Origin of the sequence: Streptomyces sp. NPDC007025, from assembly GCF_042869455.1 — a bacterium.
Classification (GTDB): Bacteria; Actinomycetota; Actinomycetes; order Streptomycetales; family Streptomycetaceae; genus Streptomyces.
The window spans coordinates 362,335-381,045 of sequence record NZ_JBIAFT010000005.1; the positions used below are offsets into that span (position 1 = coordinate 362,335).

The following is an 18,711-nucleotide window of genomic DNA, read 5'->3' on the forward strand; positions in this document are numbered from 1 at the left end:
ACGGATGGCATGGCATCGGAGGCGGGCACGCGGGCGCGCGGGGACCCGCACCGCGCGCCGCTGCCATGGCCGCGCCGGCCGCACCCCGTGGCGGGGGCGGGCAGCTCGGTTCCGGTGAGCGTCGTGCGTGCGTCAGGCCGCGAGCGCGAAAGCGTCCGCCTGCCGCGCGGGCGGACCGCGCCGGTGCACGGAGTGCTGGAGCAGCAGCGAGGACGGGGGCGCCGTCTCGTCCTCCGGGCGCGCGCGGACGGACCGCTCCGGAACCCGGGGCAGCAGCCCGCTGTGCAGGGCCCGGACGAAGGCCAGGGCGGTGCGCAGGGCACCCGCGGCCAGCAACTCCTCGGCGACCGCCGCGGCTGCGTGGGACAGCCGCACCAGCCGCCACAGCGCGGCCTCGCCCCGCCGCAGCATCCAGCCGAGCAGCAGTGCGGCACACAGGTGCCCGAGCAGCATCGGTACGTCGAGCAGTCCGGCCGCGGCGCGCGCCGCCTCGTGCAGGCAGTCGAGCGGGGTGCCGGGAAAGGAGCCGGTGGCGGTCTCGTGTGCGGCGTGCGCCGCGCTTCCGGTGTTTCCGGCGCCGCCCGCGCCCGCGGCGGTCCGCGGATCGAGTCCGGCGTCCACCACCACGCGCCGCGCCTCGGCGTCGCTCAGCGGCGCGCCGCCGCCGTGGCACAGCAGCGTTCCCGCCAGAGCCCGGATGCCGCCCGGCTGCGGCGCTGCCTGAGGGGTCGCCGCCGCTCCGCCGTGCAGCCTGTGGGAGCCCATCGAGAACACCAGGTGCAGGGCGATCTGCCCCAGCGCGAGCAGCCCCGCGATGCCCGGCAGCGAGCGCTCCCGCCCGGCGAGCGCGACGGCGACCGCGAAGACGCAGCCGAAGCCGAGCGTCAGCGTGCCGAACGGCAGGACGGTCCCGGCGGCGAGTACATGCCCCGCGGCGGACACGGTGACGCAGACCGCGGCGAACACCGCGGCCCGCAGCAGTCTCAGGTCCGCACCGGCAGTCATGGCCGCGCCATCATCTCACCGCCGTCCCGGCCCGCACACACCAGGGCCGCACCCGCTCCACCGGTGTTCGACCGACCCACCGGTGCCCGGGGCCAGCGTGCGCGGGTGCCCTCGGGCGGGGTGCGCATCCCGGTGCGTGTTTCCGGCGTACCCGCACGCGGGGACACCGCCCCACCACCCGGTGCCGCGCTCTTCCGCCGTACGGGGGGCATCGCCGCGGCACCGCGTAGTGCCGGTACGCGCAGGCAATAGGTAAGCCGTGTGTCGAGCCGCATGGAGGGTGAGCATGAGCAGCCTGTGGTGGTCTCTCCGGCTACGGCGCGAAGCCGCCAGTGTGCCGCTCGCGCGCCAACTCCTGCTGAGCTCGATGGCCTCGGCCGGTGTCGACCCGGACGTCGCCTACGACATGTGCCTGGCGCTGTCCGAGGCGTGCGCCAATGCGGTCGAGCACGGCAGCGCCGCCGGTGACCTGGGCGGCGCCTACCGCGTGTCGGCCTATCTGGAGGGCAACCGCTGCCGCATCGAGGTGGCGGACACCGGCCCCGGCTTCCCGGCCGGGTACGACCCCCGTTGCGGGAACGAGGCGGAGAGCGGACGCGGCCTCTACCTGATCGAGTCCCTCGCCGACCACGTGCGGTTCCGCAACCGCTCCGGGCGCGGCGGAGCCGTCGTCAGCTTCGACAAGGTGCTCGCCCGCCGCGACGGGCATCTGATGACCGCCTCCTGAGCCGGGCGGATTCGGCAGGGCCCGGTCCGGGCCGCAGGCGCGACAGGTGGGGCCGGGAACGCCCGGGCCAGGCCATCCGGGACCTCCTGGGCAGCCGCGAGGGAAGAACGGGCCTCCGGACCGGGCGGTCCGCTGCCTCACGCCTCGGCCGCGGCCGACCGCTGCCTCACGCCTCTGCCGCGGCCGACCGCGGCCCGCGGGGCACGGCGGGGTTCCGGTAGCGCAGCAGCAGCATGGCGGCGTCGTCGTGCAGCGGAGAGCGCACATGCTCCTGGATGTCCAGCCGCACGGCCTCCAGTGCACCCTCCGCGTCCGGGTCCTTGAGCAGATGGGCGCGGTGGTCGAGCGGATAGAAGAGGTTGTCGCTGTCCCGGGCCTCGGTGACGCCGTCGGTGTACAGCAGCAGTTGGTCGCCCGGCGCGAACGGCACCTCGTGCGGACGCGGCGGTTCGCTGCCGTGCAGGCCCAGCCCCAGCGGCAGGGAGCGCCGCGGCGGCTCGGCGAAGTGCACGCTGCCGTCCTGCCGGACCGCCAGCGGGGCGGGGTGTCCGAAGTTCAGCAGGGTCGCGGTGCGTGTCCCGGCGCCGTGCGGCACCTCGGCGAGCACCGCCGTCACGAACTTCTCGCCCAGCAGATGCCGGTCCAGGGCCCGTTCCAGCCGGTCCCCGACCGTGGCCAGGTCCGGCTCGTCGTAGGCGGCCTCGCGGAACGCGCCGAGCACCACCGCGGCGGTCTCCACCGCCTCCAGGCCTTTGCCCTGGACGTCGCCGATGATCACCCGTACCCCGTGCGGCGAGGTGACCACCTCGTACAGGTCGCCGCCGATCCGGGCCTCGGCGACGGCCGAGGTGTAGGAGACGGCCACCTGCAGCCGCCCGGCACTGCGCGGCACCGGGCGCAGCAGCACCCGCTGTGCGGCCTCCGCGATGGAGCGCACGTTGGCCAGCTCCGCCTCCCGTTTCTGCCGCATCGCGGTCGCCACCAGCGCCGCCACGGAGACCCCGGCCACGGAGATCAGCGTCGCGTTGCCGCGCCGCTCGCCGAACTGGCCGTTGTAGAGGCCGAGCGCGATCGACAGCGCCATGGCCAGCGCACCGACCAGCGCGGTGCGCCGCTTGCCGCCGCTCAGCCCGGCGAAGGCCGGACCGAGCGCCATCATCGGCTGCAGGCCGATGCCGGGCCCGCCGGTCAGATCGGCGGCGCCGACGGCACCCATGGCGAGGAAGGGAAACGCGGACAGCAGTCCGGTCCGCAACCGGGAGACCAAAGCGTGCTCTCTTCCTTGTCGATGACAGGCGCAGCAGGCTCGTGCCGTGACGTCGTCTCCCGTCATCGCCGCTGTGCTCGGTGGGCCGTTCCGGTCCGGATCCCGGCCGGGCGCCGGGGCCGCGCCCGGCCGGGCGCCGGGGCCGCGCCCGGCCGGTGCCGGGGTGCGCCCCGCGGCGTCCGCTACCGGGCGGTGCCCGTCGGCGTGCAGGCACCGGGGGTGGGCCCGCCCGGTGCGTGCGGGCTCACGCCCGCAGCTTCGCCATCCAGCTCTCCACCTCGGAGCTGCTGCGCGGCAGCGCGGCGGACATGTTCCGGTTGCCGTCCTCGGTGACCAGGATGTCGTCCTCGATGCGCACACCGATGCCGCGGTACTCCTCGGGCACGGTCTCGTCGTCGGCCTGGAAGTAGAGCCCCGGCTCCACTGTCAGGCACATGCCCGGCTCCAGCGTGCCGTCCGCGTAGGTCTCGCGGCGGGCCACCGCGCAGTCGTGCACGTCCATGCCGAGCATGTGGCCTGTACCGTGCAGCGTCCAGCGGCGCTGTAGACCCAGCTCCAGCACGCGCTCCACCGGGCCCTCCACCAGACCCCATTCGACCAGCCTGGTGGCGAGCACCCGCTGTGCCGCACGGTGGAAGTCGAGATACTTGCCACCGGGCTTGACCGCGGCGATGCCCGCCTCCTGCGCCTCGTACACCGCGTCGTAGATCGTGCGCTGCAACTCGGTGAACCGGCCGTTGACCGGCAGGGTGCGCGTCACGTCGGCCGTGTAGAGGGTGTGGGTCTCCACACCGGCGTCGAGCAGCAGCAGCTCGCCCGAGCGCACCGGACCGTCGTTGCGCATCCAGTGCAGCGTGGTGGCGTGCGGCCCGGCCGCGCAGATGGAGCCGTAGCCGATGTCGTTGCCCTCCACGCGGGCGCGCAGGAAGAACGTGCCCTCGATGTAGCGCTCGGAGGTGGCCTCCGCCTTGTCGAGGGAGCGGACGACGTCCTCGAAGCCGCGCACCGTGGAGTCGACGGCCTTCTGCATCTCACCGATCTCGAACGCGTCCTTGACCAGCCGCATCTCGGACAGGAAGCCCCGCAGCTCCTCGTCCCGCTCGGCGGTGACCTTGTCGGCCAGCGCCGCCTCGACCCCGGCGTCGTGGCCGCGGACCACCCGCACCGGGCCGGTGCCCGCGCGGAGTGTGTCGGCGACCGTCCGGACGTCGGCGCAGGGCATCCCGTACAGCGTCGCGCTCTCGGTGAGGCTGTGCCGTCGGCCGACCCACAGCTCGCCCTGGCCGTGCAGCCAGAACTCGCCGTTCTCCCGGTCGGAGCGGGGCAGCAGATACAGCGTGGCGCGGTGACCGCGCGCACCGGTGGGCTCCAGGACGAGTACGCCGTCCTCGGTCTGGTTCCCGGACAGGTACGCGTACTCGACGGAGGCCCTGAAGGGGTACTCCGTGTCGTTGGACCGGGTCTTGAGGTTGCCCGCGGGGACCACCAGACGCTCGCCGGGGAAGCGCGCCGACAGCCGCTCGCGCCGCTCGGCGAGCTCCACCGCCTGTGCGACGGGCTCCAGATCGTGCAGCTCGGTGTCGCTCCAGCCGGACTTCATGTTCGCGGCGAGCTCGTCGGAGACGCCCGTGTACAGGCCGTTCTTCCGCTGCTTGATCGGCTGCTCGTCGGCGGCGTCTGCCACGTCTGCCTCCTCTTTGACGGATAAAACCACCTTCCATCGTATGGGTGGGGCCCGGTTGGTCCACAGCCGTGCGCATGTGACGTTGAACGGCGCCGTCGAGCGGGCGCGCTGCTGCCGCGCCCGCACCGGCCGGGGCCGCGCCCGGAGAGAACCGGAGGCCGGGAACGGGGCCGGGGGCGCCGTTCAGAAGCGGGCGGCCAGCAGGACGACGTCCTCGGGATGGTCGGGCAGATCCGCCAGCGGCCCGGGCAGCACCGTGCGCAGCACGTGGTCGACGAGGGCGTCCGGATCGTCCCGGGCCGTGCGCGGGGCGGAGGCGGCGGCCGAGCGCAGCCGGGCGAAGGCGCGGTCCATGGAGTGGCCGGTGCGGTGCAGCAGCCCGTCCGTGTAGCACAGAAGCGTTTCGCCTTCGCGCAGGACGACCTCCGCGCTCGGCGCCTCCCAGCACGCCAGCATGCCCAGCGGCGCCGAGACCGCGGTCTCCACCGGTTCGACGCGCCGGGGGCCGACGATCAGCGGAGCGCAGTGCCCGGCCCCGGCGAGCAGGATCTTTCGGCTCGCCGGCTCCGCGTAGGCGAACAGCGCGGTGGCCGAGCAGGAGGGTTCGGTCAGCCGCAGCAGCAGTTCCAGGTCGGACAGGACAGCGACCGGGTCCTCCCCCTCCATCACCGCGTACGCCCGCATTGAGGCCCGCAGCCGGCCCATGGCGGCCACCGCCGCCGGCCCGCTGCCGGTGACACCGCCGACCGCGAGTCCTACCGCCCGGTCCGGCAGCGGCAGCGCGTCGTACCAGTCGCCGCCTCCGCGCGGACCCGTGCGGTGCCGCACCGCGAGGGAGACTCCGGGGACGCGGGGCAGCGCACTCGGCAGCAGTTCCTCACGGAGGGTGACCATGTCCGCGCGGGTGCGTGCGCGCTCCCCCAGGCGCGCGCAGTGCTCGGTGGCGTGCCGCAGATAGCTGTCGAGGAGTTCCCGCCGACGGACGGTGGGCTCACCCGGCTCGTCGAAGAACCAGACCGCCGCACCGAGCCGGGTGCCGGACCCGGTGGTGAGCGGCACACCGTAGGTGGCCGCGTAGCCGAGGCGGGCCGCGACCTCCCGGTGGCGGGGGGAGAGATCCGGGTCGGCCGCGATGTCGGGGCAGACCAGGGCGGAGTGGGCGAGCCCGGCACCCGGGCCGGGTACGGACTCCGCCCCGGCCTCGCCCGGCCCGGCCCCACGGCCGGGGCCCTGGCCACTTGCCCGGCCGGGTTCGTGGCCTGTTCCATGGCCGGGTTCGTGGCCTGTTCCATGGCCGGTTTCGTGGCCGGTTTCGTGGTCGGGACCGTGGCCGGGATTGTGCGGTCGGTTCGCTCCGTCCGCCGCAGGGGCCCCGCCCGTCTCGTCCGCCGGGCCGGTGTCCGGTCCGTCCGAATGGCCGCGTCCGGCATTCGGTCCGCCCGGACGGCCGCGGTCGGTGTCCGCGTCTTCTCCGTCTTCTGGGTCGTCTGCGTCGAGGACGCGCGCGTAGGTGGCGGAAAAGCGCGGAACGGTCTCGATCTGCCCCAGGTCGGCGCGGCCGAGACCGAGCCCGATGGTGCGTTCGGTGGCCCGCTCCGGGGAATCGGAGGGTTCGCTTCCAGGGTCGGTGCCGGGCGCGAGCGCGACCATGCCGCGGGGGGCGCCCAGCAGCGCGGCGCCGGCGCGCAGCGTCTCACGGAGCGCCGAGTCGAGACTGCTGGTGCGAACGAGGCGAATGGTGAGGTCGTGAAGAGAGGAGAGGTCACCGATCCGGTCCCGGTCGGCGGGCGAGCCTCCGGGGTCGAGCGCGGCGGCACGCGGGGACGAATCCGCAGCGCAGGAGGCAGAAGAGGTGGAGAGAGCGGGCCCCGGGCCCGCGGTGGAGACCGCGGCGGCGGACGCCGCGGCGGTCGGCGACGTGTTCGAGGAAACCGCCGACTGGATTCCAGCCACTTTCGGCAGGTGCGGGGAGGTCATGGGCGGCAGCTCGGGCTGCGGGTGAACTGTCCCAATAGCATCGCAAACCCCCATGTCATGCTGCTCCGCTATCAATGCCACTACATCTACACATGCCGTTGGGGCATGTCCAGCACGTGCGCTGCAGTGCCGAGAATGTCCGGCGAGCGGGCCTGTTCCACGGGGGCAGGCCGAGGGGTGAGAAGATTGGCGGAAAATCGCCCACGTGGCGCGCATACTGCTGTCGACTGAGGCCATTCGGCGGCGCGTTGGCACCGCTGTTGCGGGTACGGAACCCTGTGGAGAGTCACGGCGTCCTAGGGAGCAGCGGGCGCTGACCCGCCCGCTTCTTGCGGGAGGGCACCAGCCGCAGGATTGCACCAGTCAGCACATGCGCGGTACGGCGGGCCACGAGCGGTCCCCGGTAGAAGACGAGCAAGTACGAGCAGCACCGGCGCAGGTGGCAGTCCACGGAGCGAACGCCATGTGCGCGCCACCCCCCGCCACGTTCCACGCTCGACCCGCAACATGATGCGCTGTTCGGTACGCACGGTCACCAGAGTTCCGCGTGGTGTATTGAGCTAGAGATCGGTCGGCACGGCCAGTTGGCGGTGTTTGCGGTGTTCATGAAATAGGCGTTGTTCGGCGTTCACGGAAAGGAACGAGCGCTCATGCGCGAGATCCTCGGAAGGCGACGCTCCCTCCGGGCCTGGGCGCAGCTCCAGGGCCGACGGCTCTGGGCGCGGTCCGGACGGTACAACCACAGGTCACCGATGCGGAGCACGGCGCTGACGGCGGCCGCCGAGTGGCAGTGGCCGGTGGTGCCGGGCGCCGCGCTGATTGCCCCGGGGGCCCGCGGCGCGTCGGCTGTGTGCGCGTGCCCGGACCCTGAGTGCGTGGTTCCGGGGGCACACCCCTTCGACCCCGTACTGCTGGCGGCCACCACCGACCCGACGATGGTCCGCTGGTGGTGGCGGAACCGGCCGGACGCCCCCGTCATCCTCGCGACCGGCGGCGCCGCGCCCTGCGCGCTGAGTCTTCCGGCCGTCGCCGGGGCGCGGGCGCTCGCGACGTTCGACCGCACCGGCGTCCGCGTCGGCCCGGTGATCGCGACGCCCACCCGCTTCTCGGTGCTGGTCGAGCCGTACGGCCTCGAAGAGCTGGGCGAGCTGCTGTACGCCCAGGACCGGGTGCCCAGCTCGCTGCGGTTCCACGGCGACGGTGGCTATGTGGCGCTCCCCGGTTCGCTCACCGGCGCGGGCAAGGTGCGCTGGGAGCGGGAGCCCGGCGGACCGGAAGCGGGCCGCCCGTGGCTGCCCCGGATGGAGACGCTGCTCGACGTACTGGTCGCCGAGAGCGCCGCTTCCCCGGACAGCGGAAGCCGGCTGGCCTACTGACGACGTGTGCGCGGCGCGTGCGCGCCGCGCACCGACCGCGCCGAACGCCTGTGCCAGAGCCGACTGCCCCCCCGAGCCGAGGGCGCCCGAGGCGGACGGGCCCGAGCCGGAGGAGTCCGAGCCGGCTGTCCCGGGCGTGTGGGCGGCTCGGTGTCGCCCAGCGTCGTCCGTACTCGGCTCGTGGCGTCGCTCGTACCGCCGCGCCGGTTCACCGGCGGCGGTACGGCAGCGGGTGAATTCACCCGTACGGGTAGGAGCCGACCGGAGTTGCGGGGGAAACGGGCCGCTGTAGTGCCTCGGTGGCCCCTCGGTCCCGATATGTTCACCTCATCAGTCGGTCCGGTCCTCTCCGCGTCCCAGGTGGGTTCCCTCATGCACCAGCCGCAACAGAGAGCTTCCCGGCTCCGTGTGGTCACACTCGCCAGCGTGGTGGCGCTCGTCGCCGCGGTGCCTCTCGCGGCGGCGGTGGCGGGCCAGGACGCGCGCCTCGCCGCGGAAGTCTTCCAGGCCTCCCAGCCGCGGCAGACCGGGAACGGAACGCCCGGGGCGCACTCCTCCGCCCCTCCCTCGCCCGAAGCGGGGAATCCGGCCACCTCGTGCGGGCTGGAAATCGTCTCGCCCCACGGAGTGGCGGCCCGCGTCTGTGTGTTGACCGAGGGCGGTGACACCTGGGCCCGTACGTACTACCGCAACCCGACCGGCAGCCGGCTGCCCGCTCTTCTCACCCTGCACGGTCCGGACGGGTGGACGGCGCGCGTGCGCTGCGTCCTGCGCGGCGGACACGAGGGCGGCGTCTGCGAGACGCCCCGCGGCGGGATCCCGGAGACCTCGGATGACCGTGCGCCGCTGGCGGCGCACGCGTACTCCGCGGTGGCCGAGGTCAGCTCGGTGAACGGGGACCGGCTGCTGCGTGCCGGAAGCCATCGCTAGCCCTCGACGGGGTGTCAACTCGCCGTGCTGCACGAGGAGTTCGTCGGCGCCGGCGCAGCCGTCCGACATCGGGCACAAAAGAACCCGGTCGCTGGCGACGGGGGATGCACCAGCGACCGGGCTCTTAGAACGGTAACAAGAGATCGGCGGTTAGCAAATTCGATCGCCCAGATCCGGACGCCGATTTACCTGTGGGTAGGGCGAGTTGAGGTGCCAGTGTGACGGGAGTCACGGTCACGAAACCTTCGCCGAATCCACACAGGTATCCGCCGAAACCCCTTAGCTCAGCGTCACCTGACGGTTGGTGAGGCCGCTCCGCGCCCGTCGCTCCTCGGCCGTCAGCGGCGCCGTCACCGCCAGTGCCTCCGCCAGCCGTTCGGCGAACGCCGCCGCGGGCTTCTCACAGTCCTCGGACCTCATACCGCGCGGCAGGTCCCACACCGGCACCGTCAGCCCGTGGGCGCGGAAGGAACCCACCAGCCGCGACTCCCCGGAACCGTCGCCCGGCTCGCCCAGCGACGAGGCACCGGCCGCGTGCAGCCGCGCCAGCGCGTCCAGGAGCTGCTCCTCGGGGTGGGTCATCACCCAGCGCAGATGGTTCTTCTCCGGCGCCTCGCACCAGTACGCGCCCGCCACGGACGCGAGCCTGGCGGTCGGGATGACCGCCTCGTTGGCACTCTCCAGAGAGGCCGCCACCTCACCGGCCGCCTGCTCCGCGCCGTCCAGCCAGAACTCGAACCCCGAGTGGACCTCCGGCACGAACGGCGCCTCAAGATCCAGCAGGTCCTGCAGCCGCGGCCCGTCCGGCGCCGGCCGGCCCGCGTCGACCGGAGTGCCCGGCTCGGCGGCCAGCGCCCGGTTCAGGGTGTCCGCCAGATCGCGGCTGATGTCGCCGGACGCCGTGTCGTTCTGCAGGCCCAGCAGGATTTCGCCGCTGTCGCGGCGCAGCGCGGGCCAGGCCATCGGCAGCACCGTCGCCAGGGTCACTGCGGGAACCCCCTCCGGCAGGCCCCCCTTGAGCGTGAGGCGTGCCGTGGCGGCCGGGACCAGCTCACGCATCGCGACCCAGTCGCTCTCGTGCGGAAGTCCTTCGAACGGGCGGCGCACCAGTTCGGTGGCCGCCTGCGCTGCTGCCCGGCCGTGGCACGCCTTGTAGCGGCGGCCCGAACCGCACGGGCAGGGCTGCCGGGCTCCCACCACCGGGTAGTCTCCGGCTGCTGCCGCGCCCGCGGAGGTTCCGGCGGGCGCCGCGGCGGCTGTCTGGGGTCGGCGCTTCTTTGCCATGCGAGCGGTTCTCCAGGTGTGCGGCGATTGTGGAGTCCGCGATCCTAGTGGCTCGACGGCATCCGCCGCCGTCCGCACTCGGCGCGGCCGGACCGCCTGGGGGCGGGGGCGTCGCTCCGTGCGGGATGTCCGATGGCCGAACAGGGGCGATCGGGAGGTCCGCTGCGGCTCGTCGCGCGCCGGGGCATGCCGTGGCGCCGGGCGGACACCTGGCGCCGAGTGGCCACGGGCCGGCATGGGCCGACGCGGGCCACGGGCCGACACGGACCGACGCGGCCGACAGGGACCACGGGTCGACCCGGGCGACCCCGGACCGACCGGGCCGGGCCGGCGGCTGCCGGGCGGGGCGGTCGAGGGCCGCCCCGGCTAGCGCAGCTCCTCCACGGAGGCCAGATCGAACTCGCCGCTCAGCCCACCCCCGAGGCTGGCGGCGACTCGGCCGCTGAACGAGCTGTCCGGTCGCAGCACGGCCCAGACCGTCACCCCGGGTGGCTCGTCCGCGGGGGTGCCGGGTTCCGAGCGCACCCCCCAGTCACGGGCGAGAGCCGTGATGATGGCGAGCCCTCGGCCGCCGCGGGCGGTGACGGAAGGCTTGGCCGGAAGTGGACGGGTCGGGCCGCCCCCGTCCGTGACCGCGATGGTCACCTCACCTCGTACGTCCCTGCGCCACGACGCCCTGACGGTCTCCACCGGGTTGCTCGCGCTGCTCGCTCCGGTCGTCTCCTCGTGCAGCGGCCGCGCATGACGGCACGCATTGCTGAGGAGTTCGGAAAGAATCAAGATCGCATCATCGACCACCGAGTCGGGTGCTCCGCACGCGAGGAGTTCCTCGCGCATCCTGCGCCGTGCGACGCGTACTCCCGACGGACCATGGGGCACGGCCATGGTCGACGAAGTAGGCACTTCCTGTGCCACCACCAACGCCACCCCCGAGACCTCCTTTGCCCCACGCCATCGGGATGAATGCCCCAGCAGAGTGCGGCGGAAACCGGCCACGCCCCTTCTCTTGACGCACCCGCGCGGCTGCAATAAGCACCGGGTGCGCCGGGGCACACCCTCCGACCGGCGCCCGCGAGGTCAACCGGCGAGCCCACGCCGGAGTTGGGCGCGTACCTGGCGGGGCCGGTTGGTGATGATGGCGTCGACACCGAGCCGCACGCACAGCTCGACGTCCTCGGGTTCGTCGACCGTCCACACGTGCACCTCGTGGCCCGCGCGGTGCGCCCGGGCCACGTACTCCGGACGGGTGCGCAGGATGCGGATGCTCGGGCCGACGGTGCGCACGCCGTACGGCAGCCTGCCGTCCCGGTGGCGGGGGAGCAGGAACTGGGTCAGGAGCACCGTCGGTATGTCCGGCGCCGCGACGCGGATCCGCTGCAGGGAGCGCGCGGAGAAGCTCATGACGCGGACCGGCGTGCGGAGCCGGTGCCGGTCCAGGAGCTCCAGCAGCCGGTCCTCCACCTGCCCTGCCCAGCGGGTGGGGTGCTTGGTCTCGATGGCCAGTTCGACCGGGCGCGGTGCCTCGGCGACCAGGGTGAGCAGGCGGTCGAGGGTGAGGACGGAGGTGCTCTCCGGGTCCGCCGCCACCCCGAGCCGTCCCGCCGCGCCAAGTGGTCCGGCCGCGCCGAGCGGTCTCCCCGCGGTGAGGGGTTCCGCAGGGCCGGGTGGTTCCGCAGGGCCGGGGCGGTCGGCGGTGCGGGGGTGTCCGGTCGCGCTGCGGCGTACCGGGGTCCCGGCACGGCGGTCGGGGGTCTCGGTGGCCTCGGGGGCGGCGGCCGGGGCCGCGCTCCCGCCGTGCGCGTCGGCGGCGTCCTTGTCCAGTGCGCTGTCCGGCGACTCGTACGGGTCGGCGTGCCGGTCCATCCAGGAGCCGAAGTCGAGTGCGGCCAGGTCGGCGAGTTCCAGGGCCGAGACGGCGCCGCGTCCATTGGAGGTGCGGTTCACCCGGCGGTCGTGGACGCAGACCAGATGGCCGTCCGCGGTGAGCCGTACGTCGCACTCCAGCCCGTCGGCGCCCTCTTCGATGGCCCGGCGATAGGCGGCCAGCGTGTGCTCGGGTGCCGCCTTGGAGGCACCGCGATGGGCGATGACGGACGGCAGGTGGTCGGGGCGGTGGCGTGACCCGGCACGGATCTCGTTGCTCACCGGGATATCGTGCCACCGGGCCGAATGGACACACTGTGCAGGGTTCTGCGGAGCACTTCGCCGGCGGTCGCGGGGTTTCGGGCCGGTGCCCGGATCCAGTGGGTCCGGTTCCGGTGTGCCGAGGGACGGTTCGGGCCGGGTCCGCCGAGGGGCGGTCCGGAGCGGGCGCGCCTAGGCTGGGTGCCGTGATCACGCGGGTGGGTGACGTCGCGCCGGAGTCGACCCGCGCGCGCCCGACAGCGGCTGGAAATCCGGGAGCTGCGGGGAGAATAGAGTGCTCTGTCCGGTTTTGGCCCGATGTAAAGAAGGGGGTGCGGACGCTCAGCGTCGGTTTACGCCCGTCTGATGTGTGATGGGAAAAGCTGTCTCTGGATACCCGCGTACGTGAACACGCCCATCTCTGCGATGTCGTGTACCTGATGAGGAGTGAGCTGTGAGCACCGAGAACGAGGGCGCTGCCGTGACGCCTGCGGCGGGGCCGGGTCCCACGCCCCCGGCGCCGGTCCAGGCCCCGTCGACCGGCGCCCCGACGAGCCGCGAGGACGGCGACTTCTCGCTGCCCTCCCCTGACTCTTCCGCCCCCGCTTCCGCCGACACCGCCACCGACGCGGCCCGTACGCAGAAGGGTCCGGACGTCCAGGACACGGTCGTATCGAAGAGGGAGTCCATGGACGACACGCTGGTGCAGCCACAGCAGGGGGACACGGACGCGCCGCCCCCCGCCCGGCACTCCGCGGCGGACGACCCGGGGATCCCCGCCCCGCAGCAGCCCGCCGACGCACCGGTTGCCCCCGACCCGGCAGCGGCTCCCGCCGCACCCGGAACGCCGCCCGCGCCGCCCGCTTCCGCCGCGCCGGGCCCGGTGGCGACCGAGGCCGGCGGCCCGCGGCAGCCCGGGGACGACCCGGGCGCCGGTGCCGCACGGGACCCGGGCCCCGGCTCGGGCCCGTCCGGCGCGGGGCAGTCCGATGCGGGCCAGTCCGGCGGCTGGGGCCAGGGCGGAACGGGAACCCCGATGCCTCCTCCGCCGCCGCCCTACGGTGGTCCGGCGGGCCCGGGGAGCCCGGGGGGGCCCGGCGCCGGAGGTCCGGGCGGCGGCGGAATGCCCCCGCACGACCCCTGGGCGATGCCGTCCGGCCCGCCCGGCCCGGAACCGGGCGGCAGAAAGCGCCGCGGCGGCCTGCTCGCCGGTGTCCTCGTCGCCGCCCTCGTGGCAGGCGGGATCGGCGGTGGAATCGGCTTCTGGGCCGCCGACCGCAGCGACGGCGGCGCCACCACGATCAGCTCCTCCGGCGACCCCGAGAAGCTGAACCGCTCGCCCAAGTCCGTCGCCGGCATAGCTTCCAAGGCGCTGCCGAGCGTCGTGACCATCCGCTCCTCCGGCGGCGGCGAAGAGGGCACCGGAACCGGGTTCGTCTTCGACAAGGAAGGCCACATCCTCACCAACAACCATGTGGTGGCCAACGGCGCGCAGGGCGGCAAGCTGACCGCGACGTTCTCCGACGGCAAGAAGTACGACGCCCAGGTGGTCGGCAAGGCGCAGGGCTACGACATCGCCGTGCTGAAGCTCAGCGGTCTCGGCGGCCGCAAGCTGGACCCGCTGCCGATCGCCGACTCCAACAACGTGGCGGTCGGTGACGCCACCATCGCCATCGGCGCCCCGTTCGGCCTCTCCGGCACGGTCACCACCGGCATCGTCAGTGCGAAGAACCGTCCGGTGGCCTCCAGCGACGGCCAGGGCAGCAAGGCGTCCTACATGAGTGCCCTGCAGACCGACGCCTCGATCAACCCCGGGAACTCCGGCGGCCCGCTGCTGAACGCCCAGGGCGCGGTCATCGGCGTCAACTCGGCCATCCAGCCGGGCGGTGGCGGAGGCGGCATGGAGGGTGGCCAGTCCGGCAGCGTCGGCCTCGGTTTCGCGATCCCCTCCAACCAGGCCAAGCGGGTGGCGAAGCAGCTCATCAAGACCGGCCGGCCGGTCTACCCGGTGATCGGCGCGACCGTCCAGCTGGGCGGCAACGGCAAGGGCGCCACGATCTCCAACACCGGCGAGGGCGGCGCCGACCCGGTCACCCCGGGCGGACCGGCGGACAAGGCGGGCCTCGAGCCCGGCGACGTCATCACCAAGCTGGACGACACGTTGATCGACAGTGGGCCCACCCTCATCGGCACCATCTGGACCCACCAGCCGGGCGAGAAGGTCAAGCTCACCTACGAGCGGAACGGCAAGGAGAAGACCGTCGAGCTGACCCTCGGATCCCGGAAGGGCGACGACTGATCACACGCTAGGCTGTTCCCGTGTCGTACGCGCGACGACACCTGGAGGCGTGCCCGAGCGGCCGAAGGGAGCGGTCTTGAAAACCGTAGAGGTGGCGACACCTCCGTGGGTTCAAATCCCACCGCCTCCGCACAGCTAGAAAGCGTGCAGGTCAGAGGGGGTTCCTCCGCCGGAGAGGAACCCCCTCCGCGCGTGCGTGTCGCATCCCGTTTCCCTCATGTGCCAGCGCTGACCAGCGCGTGCGGGCCATACGGGGGCCAGGGGCGACCGGTTGTCCCCGGTCGGTGACGAGCGGGGAACGCTCCGGATCCCGTGCCCGACGGCGCTGCGCTCAGCAGTACACACATGAGGGGCGAAGCCGTCCGCGGCCGCCGTCCGGCGAACCTCCGGGACGGCCCCGGTCTCTCCCGGTGGCGAAGTCACGGGCTCGGCACCGACGCGCTCGCCCGACTCCCGGTCTGCCTCAGTGCTGGTTCACCGGCCAGACCGCCGCCGGATCGCAGTGGGCCGGGCAGGCCAGCAGGTAGACCTCGTTGCCGAGGAACAGCTGGTACGTGTCGATGCCTACGCTGTGGGGCTGCTCCGGTTGACCGGGACAGGCGGCGAACTCCCTGTCCTCCGGCACCTGGCACAGGTACACCAGTTCCGCGCCGCACGCACAGTGGTAGGACTCGGGAAACTGTGCCCAGGAGGGGACGCCGCCCACCTTGAAGGTGCGGGCCCCTCGCTCCCTCTCACCGGGGGTGTCCGTGAAGGGGCGCAGCGACACGGGCAGGGCGTGCAGGGAGGGTTCGGGCTCGGCCGCCGGCTGTGCCGCGGCACGCTGGAGCAGTACCCGCCAGAAGGGGCGCGGATAGGGCGGTTGGGGAGCGTCCCAGTAACGGCGGACGAGTCGGCCGTCGGACAGCTCAGGGCTGGAAGCGTCGTTGTGGGCGCGGCAGTGGAAGACCAACAGATGGTCTCCGCCGAAGGGTTTCAGGTCCGGAGGGACGTCGAGCTGGAAGAACAGCACCATCCGCACGCCACAGAAACACTGCGGCCACTCCTGGCCCTCGTCGAGGAAGGGCCGGCCGCCCACCGAGTTCCGCGCCGGCCGGGCCAGAACCTCGGTGCCCACCTCGATCGCGTACGCCGGCACTCCGCCCCGCACATCCCCAACGTCACGTTCGCTCACCCACTCAGCCTAGGGGCCGACCGAGGCCGGGCGGTCCCGGACGTGACCCTCGTGTACCTGGTGTTCCGGACCGGACGGGGGGCTTGCGCGCCGCGTTCGCCGGCCCCGGGGCACGGCGTGAAAGGGCCTGACGTGACGGCGGCGGAACCGGCTCCCCGCACGTCGATGTCCCGCACCCGGAGAACATCGACGGGAATACCGCTCACACAGAGGAGTCGCGGCCATGGCAGCACGCAGTAGACCCGCACAGAACCGCGCCGGCACGGCCCTGACAGCAGCCGCACTCGTGTGCCTGTCGCTCGGCGGGTGCTCCATGGAGAGCGACGACCCACGCGCGCTTCCGGGCACGGGCCGGGGCGAGACCCTCGAGAAGATGCTCAGCAGCTTCGCCCTGCAGCTGCCCGACTGCGACGTGGAGGGGGTGAGGTTCGGAGGCGAATCCGACGACTGGAGGCACCAGCTGCTCCTCCGGTTCCGCGCCTCGGAAGAGTGCGTGCACAGCTACCTGTCGGCACACAGCGTCGACTTCGACCGGGGCCTCGAATGGCCTTCCCGCGTCAGGGGGACCACGAACGGCGAGACGGTGTCGCCGTACCGGCCGCCCTTCCGGAAGGAGGTGATGGAGACCTTCGGGCTGTCCATGAACCGGCAGGTCACCTATGAACACCACCTCGACTTCCTCACCGGGAACGGAAGCGGGTGCGACGTCCTGGTGGACCCGCGAGGTGCCGGCGAAACCGTCTACATCGTGTCCACCTCCACCCCCGAAGCATTCTGAAACGGAGCCGCGGGATCCGTGCGGCTCCGGGTTGTTCCGGTGGACCGGTCGGCCGTGCGCACAAGCAGGTCTCGACGGGGACCGCAACACCCTGTATAAGCCCGGCGGACATGCCGCACGGGCCCCGGCAGCGGGCGGTCCGTCGGGACGGGGGACGGGGGGAGAACGGAGCGCCCGTCAGTTCCTGCGGCGACGGCCCTGCCCGTACGGGCCGCGGCGGTCGTGCTCCCGCCACTCCTCCTCGCGGGGGTCGCGTTCCTCGCCGTCCGGATGGGCACCGGGGGTGCTGCTCCCGGGAGCCGGAACCGTCTCCCCCTTGGTGACCTTGGCCAGCAGCGAGGCGAGTGGGTCGGGAGGCCCGTCGGCGAACCGATCGGGGTCGCGCCGCGGGAGCGGTGCCCGCGCGCCGGTGCGGATCGAGGCCCGTTCCGCCGCGGCTCCGGCGCCCGCTGCGGCGCCTGTGGCGTCTGCTGCGTCCGCCTCGGCGTCGGTGCGACGTGGGCGCGACCTATCCCCCATGAGCTTCCCCCCGGTGCTCCGATACTCCCCGCGGGTCGATCATTCCCGCGCAGATCACTGCCAAACGGTAAGGGGGCCCGAATACGGGCACGCCGCGTACGCCGGCCGCCGGAGGGCGCGGGCGAGCAGCGGCCCGCAGCTCCGCTGCTCCGCGGGTGTGGCGGTAGCTGATCCACCCGTACGGCGGAGCACCCGCGAAGGGCTCTTCCCGCGCGGCGGCCGTACAGCACCCGCCCGCGAGCCGGGGCGACAGGCGGCACCGGAGGGTGCCGGGCCCGGGGGCGATGAGTTCCGCCGTGCCGGATGGTCTGCAGGGGCGGAGGCTGTTGTCACGGGGTGTTCACGGCCGCACGGCTGTACGGCCCAGGCGTCGGTCCGCAGGGGCGGCGCCGGGGCGCGGCGACCGCGTCGCGCGGGCACCTCGCTCTGGCGGCAGCGACGTATCCGCGGAACGGGAGGCGAGCGGCATGGTGGACGGTGTCAGTGACGCGATGTCCGGGGCGGGGGCCGGGCCGGGCGGCGGGGAGGACGTCCCCGTCGACCTGCGTCCGGCGGCGCGTCGCGCGGCGGCGGTGGTGACCGGCGTGGGGGACGACCAGCTCGGCGCCCCCACGCCCTGCACGGAGTTCGCCGTACGGGACCTGCTCCGGCACATCGGCCTGCTGGCGGTGGGCCTCCAGCGCACGGCGCGCAAGGAGGTGGGCGAGGGTACGGCCCGGGCTCCGGGCGCCTCCTCGGGAGAGCAGCTCCCCGACGACTGGCGCGAAAGCCTGCCGCACGCGCTGGCGGACCTGGCGGTGGCGTGGTCGGCGCCCGACGCCTGGACGGGCAGTACGCAGGCGGGCGGCATCACCCTGACGGGTACGGAGGGCGGCCTGGTCACGCTGGACGAGCTCGTGGTGCACGGCTGGGACCTGGCGCGGGCCACCGGGCAGGAGTACGAGCTGGACGAGCCGAGTCTGCGCGCCGTCCACAGTTTCCTGGCCGGTGCGGTCACCGAGGACGGGGAGCAGGGGATCTTCGGGCCGGTCGTGCACGTCGGTGCGGACGCCCCGCTGCTCGACAGGATCGTGGGCCTCGCCGGGCGGAATCCGGGTTGGAGCCCGCCGTCCTGACGAGCCGCCGTCCTGACGAGCCGCCGTCCTGACGAGCCGCCGTCCTGACGACGCGCGCCGTCCCGACGACGCGCGCCGTCCCGACGACGCGCGCCGTCCCGACGAGGTTCCGGCCTGACAGTGGGCGCACCTGGGTGCCGTTCGGCGTAGGTCCCCGCGGGGTGGTGGGGGTTCGGGGCGGCGCTCGGACGGCGGCGCGCGCGGTGGGGCGAGCGCCGGGTCCGAGTCGTGGGGGCAGGGGTGGCGGTCGGCGGGTGCTCTCCGTGCCGTGGTGGGCGGGTGACGGGGTCGGCGCACGGATTCCCGCCTGCCGGTCGCGGGCGGTGAGGTGCCGCCGGACGCGCTCCGGATCGGTCAGCCCTGCCCCCGTCGTTCGGGTACGCGCACGCGACCCCGCGCGGAGTCGTCTTCGCCGACGGCCGGGCTCCGGTCGCCGATCTCGCTCCGACGTG

At 73.6% G+C, this 18,711-nt stretch carries 15 protein-coding genes and 1 tRNA gene; 7 read left to right on the forward strand and 9 right to left on the reverse strand.

All coding sequences use genetic code 11. The features are described from left to right. Nucleotides 1-132: 132 nt before the first annotated feature. Nucleotides 133-1,005: a hypothetical protein gene (locus ACFYMO_RS12675; protein WP_366774939.1), complete on the reverse strand. Its 873-nt coding sequence runs from the start codon at nucleotides 1,003-1,005 to the stop codon at nucleotides 133-135. 286 nt (nucleotides 1,006-1,291) lie between these two features. Between ACFYMO_RS12675 and ACFYMO_RS12680 the strand changes: the two genes are divergently transcribed. Beyond that, nucleotides 1,292-1,732, forward strand: coding sequence for an ATP-binding protein (locus ACFYMO_RS12680; protein WP_019359983.1), 441 nt, complete (start codon nucleotides 1,292-1,294; stop codon nucleotides 1,730-1,732). 166 nt (nucleotides 1,733-1,898) lie between these two features. Here ACFYMO_RS12680 and ACFYMO_RS12685 read toward each other — a convergent pair whose 3' ends face one another. From ACFYMO_RS12685 to ACFYMO_RS12695, 3 genes are all read right to left on the reverse strand, one after another. Beyond that, nucleotides 1,899-2,999, reverse strand: coding sequence for a PP2C family protein-serine/threonine phosphatase (locus ACFYMO_RS12685; RefSeq protein ID WP_019359982.1), 1,101 nt, complete (start codon nucleotides 2,997-2,999; stop codon nucleotides 1,899-1,901). A 244-nt stretch (nucleotides 3,000-3,243) separates the two neighbouring features. Continuing rightward, nucleotides 3,244-4,683: an aminopeptidase P family protein gene (locus ACFYMO_RS12690; protein ID WP_366774938.1), complete on the reverse strand. Its 1,440-nt coding sequence runs from the start codon at nucleotides 4,681-4,683 to the stop codon at nucleotides 3,244-3,246. A gap of 183 nt (nucleotides 4,684-4,866) precedes the next feature. Then, nucleotides 4,867-6,660 (reverse strand): PP2C family protein-serine/threonine phosphatase, encoded by a 1,794-nt coding sequence (locus ACFYMO_RS12695; protein WP_366774937.1) that lies wholly within the window; start codon nucleotides 6,658-6,660, stop codon nucleotides 4,867-4,869. Between the two features lie 650 nt (nucleotides 6,661-7,310). Between ACFYMO_RS12695 and ACFYMO_RS12700 the strand changes: the two genes are divergently transcribed. Both ACFYMO_RS12700 and ACFYMO_RS12705 read left to right on the forward strand, forming a co-directional pair. Then, complete coding sequence (locus tag ACFYMO_RS12700; protein WP_366774936.1) at nucleotides 7,311-8,036, forward strand: bifunctional DNA primase/polymerase; 726 nt, start codon at nucleotides 7,311-7,313, stop codon at nucleotides 8,034-8,036. Between the two features lie 426 nt (nucleotides 8,037-8,462). After that, complete coding sequence (locus ACFYMO_RS12705; RefSeq protein ID WP_366773312.1) at nucleotides 8,463-8,966, forward strand: hypothetical protein; 504 nt, start codon at nucleotides 8,463-8,465, stop codon at nucleotides 8,964-8,966. Between the two features lie 279 nt (nucleotides 8,967-9,245). Here the strand turns inward: ACFYMO_RS12705 and ACFYMO_RS12710 are convergent, their stop codons facing one another. The 3 genes from ACFYMO_RS12710 to ACFYMO_RS12720 form a co-directional block, all read right to left on the reverse strand. Continuing rightward, a complete protein-coding gene (locus tag ACFYMO_RS12710) occupies nucleotides 9,246-10,250 on the reverse strand; it encodes a DUF5926 family protein (protein ID WP_366773311.1) in 1,005 nt (334 codons plus the stop codon). 366 nt (nucleotides 10,251-10,616) lie between these two features. Next, nucleotides 10,617-11,135, reverse strand: coding sequence for an ATP-binding protein (locus tag ACFYMO_RS12715; RefSeq protein WP_366773310.1), 519 nt, complete (start codon nucleotides 11,133-11,135; stop codon nucleotides 10,617-10,619). A 192-nt stretch (nucleotides 11,136-11,327) separates the two neighbouring features. Then, complete coding sequence (locus tag ACFYMO_RS12720) at nucleotides 11,328-12,350, reverse strand: glycerophosphodiester phosphodiesterase (protein WP_388546194.1); 1,023 nt, start codon at nucleotides 12,348-12,350, stop codon at nucleotides 11,328-11,330. Between the two features lie 478 nt (nucleotides 12,351-12,828). On the opposite strand from ACFYMO_RS12720, the gene ACFYMO_RS12725 reads away from it, so the two are divergent. Together ACFYMO_RS12725 and ACFYMO_RS12730 are read left to right on the forward strand one after the other, a co-directional pair. Further along, a complete protein-coding gene (locus tag ACFYMO_RS12725; RefSeq protein WP_388546039.1) occupies nucleotides 12,829-14,673 on the forward strand; it encodes a S1C family serine protease in 1,845 nt (614 codons plus the stop codon). A gap of 43 nt (nucleotides 14,674-14,716) precedes the next feature. Further along, a tRNA-Ser gene (locus ACFYMO_RS12730) sits at nucleotides 14,717-14,803 on the forward strand. A gap of 333 nt (nucleotides 14,804-15,136) precedes the next feature. Here the strand turns inward: ACFYMO_RS12730 and ACFYMO_RS12735 are convergent. Then, the gene (locus ACFYMO_RS12735; protein ID WP_366773307.1) at nucleotides 15,137-15,847 is read right to left on the reverse strand and encodes a hypothetical protein; all 711 of its coding nucleotides are present in this window, start codon (nucleotides 15,845-15,847) and stop codon (nucleotides 15,137-15,139) included. A 223-nt stretch (nucleotides 15,848-16,070) separates the two neighbouring features. Here ACFYMO_RS12735 and ACFYMO_RS12740 point away from each other — a divergent pair, with 223 nt between their 5' ends. Next, nucleotides 16,071-16,625, forward strand: coding sequence for a hypothetical protein (locus ACFYMO_RS12740; RefSeq protein ID WP_366773306.1), 555 nt, complete (start codon nucleotides 16,071-16,073; stop codon nucleotides 16,623-16,625). 177 nt (nucleotides 16,626-16,802) lie between these two features. Here ACFYMO_RS12740 and ACFYMO_RS12745 read toward each other — a convergent pair whose 3' ends face one another. Beyond that, nucleotides 16,803-17,144, reverse strand: coding sequence for a hypothetical protein (locus ACFYMO_RS12745; RefSeq protein WP_366773305.1), 342 nt, complete (start codon nucleotides 17,142-17,144; stop codon nucleotides 16,803-16,805). Nucleotides 17,145-17,611: 467 nt separating this feature from the next. On the opposite strand from ACFYMO_RS12745, the gene ACFYMO_RS12750 reads away from it, so the two are divergent. After that, nucleotides 17,612-18,259, forward strand: a complete 648-nt coding sequence (locus ACFYMO_RS12750) for a TIGR03086 family metal-binding protein (RefSeq protein ID WP_366773304.1) — start codon at nucleotides 17,612-17,614, stop codon at nucleotides 18,257-18,259. The last annotated feature ends 452 nt before the right edge of the window (nucleotides 18,260-18,711 follow it).

Coding starts and splice junctions, on each gene's coding strand:
- ACFYMO_RS12675 (WP_366774939.1), bottom strand. CDS start 1,005: ATGACTGCCGGTGCGGACCTGAGACTGCTGCGGGCCGCGGTGTTCGCC.
- ACFYMO_RS12680 (WP_019359983.1), top strand. CDS start 1,292: ATGAGCAGCCTGTGGTGGTCTCTCCGGCTACGGCGCGAAGCCGCCAGT.
- ACFYMO_RS12695 (WP_366774937.1), bottom strand. CDS start 6,660: ATGACCTCCCCGCACCTGCCGAAAGTGGCTGGAATCCAGTCGGCGGTT.
- ACFYMO_RS12700 (WP_366774936.1), top strand. CDS start 7,311: ATGCGCGAGATCCTCGGAAGGCGACGCTCCCTCCGGGCCTGGGCGCAG.
- ACFYMO_RS12710 (WP_366773311.1), bottom strand. CDS start 10,250: ATGGCAAAGAAGCGCCGACCCCAGACAGCCGCCGCGGCGCCCGCCGGA.
- ACFYMO_RS12715 (WP_366773310.1), bottom strand. CDS start 11,135: ATGGCCGTGCCCCATGGTCCGTCGGGAGTACGCGTCGCACGGCGCAGG.
- ACFYMO_RS12740 (WP_366773306.1), top strand. CDS start 16,071: ATGGCAGCACGCAGTAGACCCGCACAGAACCGCGCCGGCACGGCCCTG.
- ACFYMO_RS12745 (WP_366773305.1), bottom strand. CDS start 17,144: ATGGGGGATAGGTCGCGCCCACGTCGCACCGACGCCGAGGCGGACGCA.
- ACFYMO_RS12750 (WP_366773304.1), top strand. CDS start 17,612: ATGGTGGACGGTGTCAGTGACGCGATGTCCGGGGCGGGGGCCGGGCCG.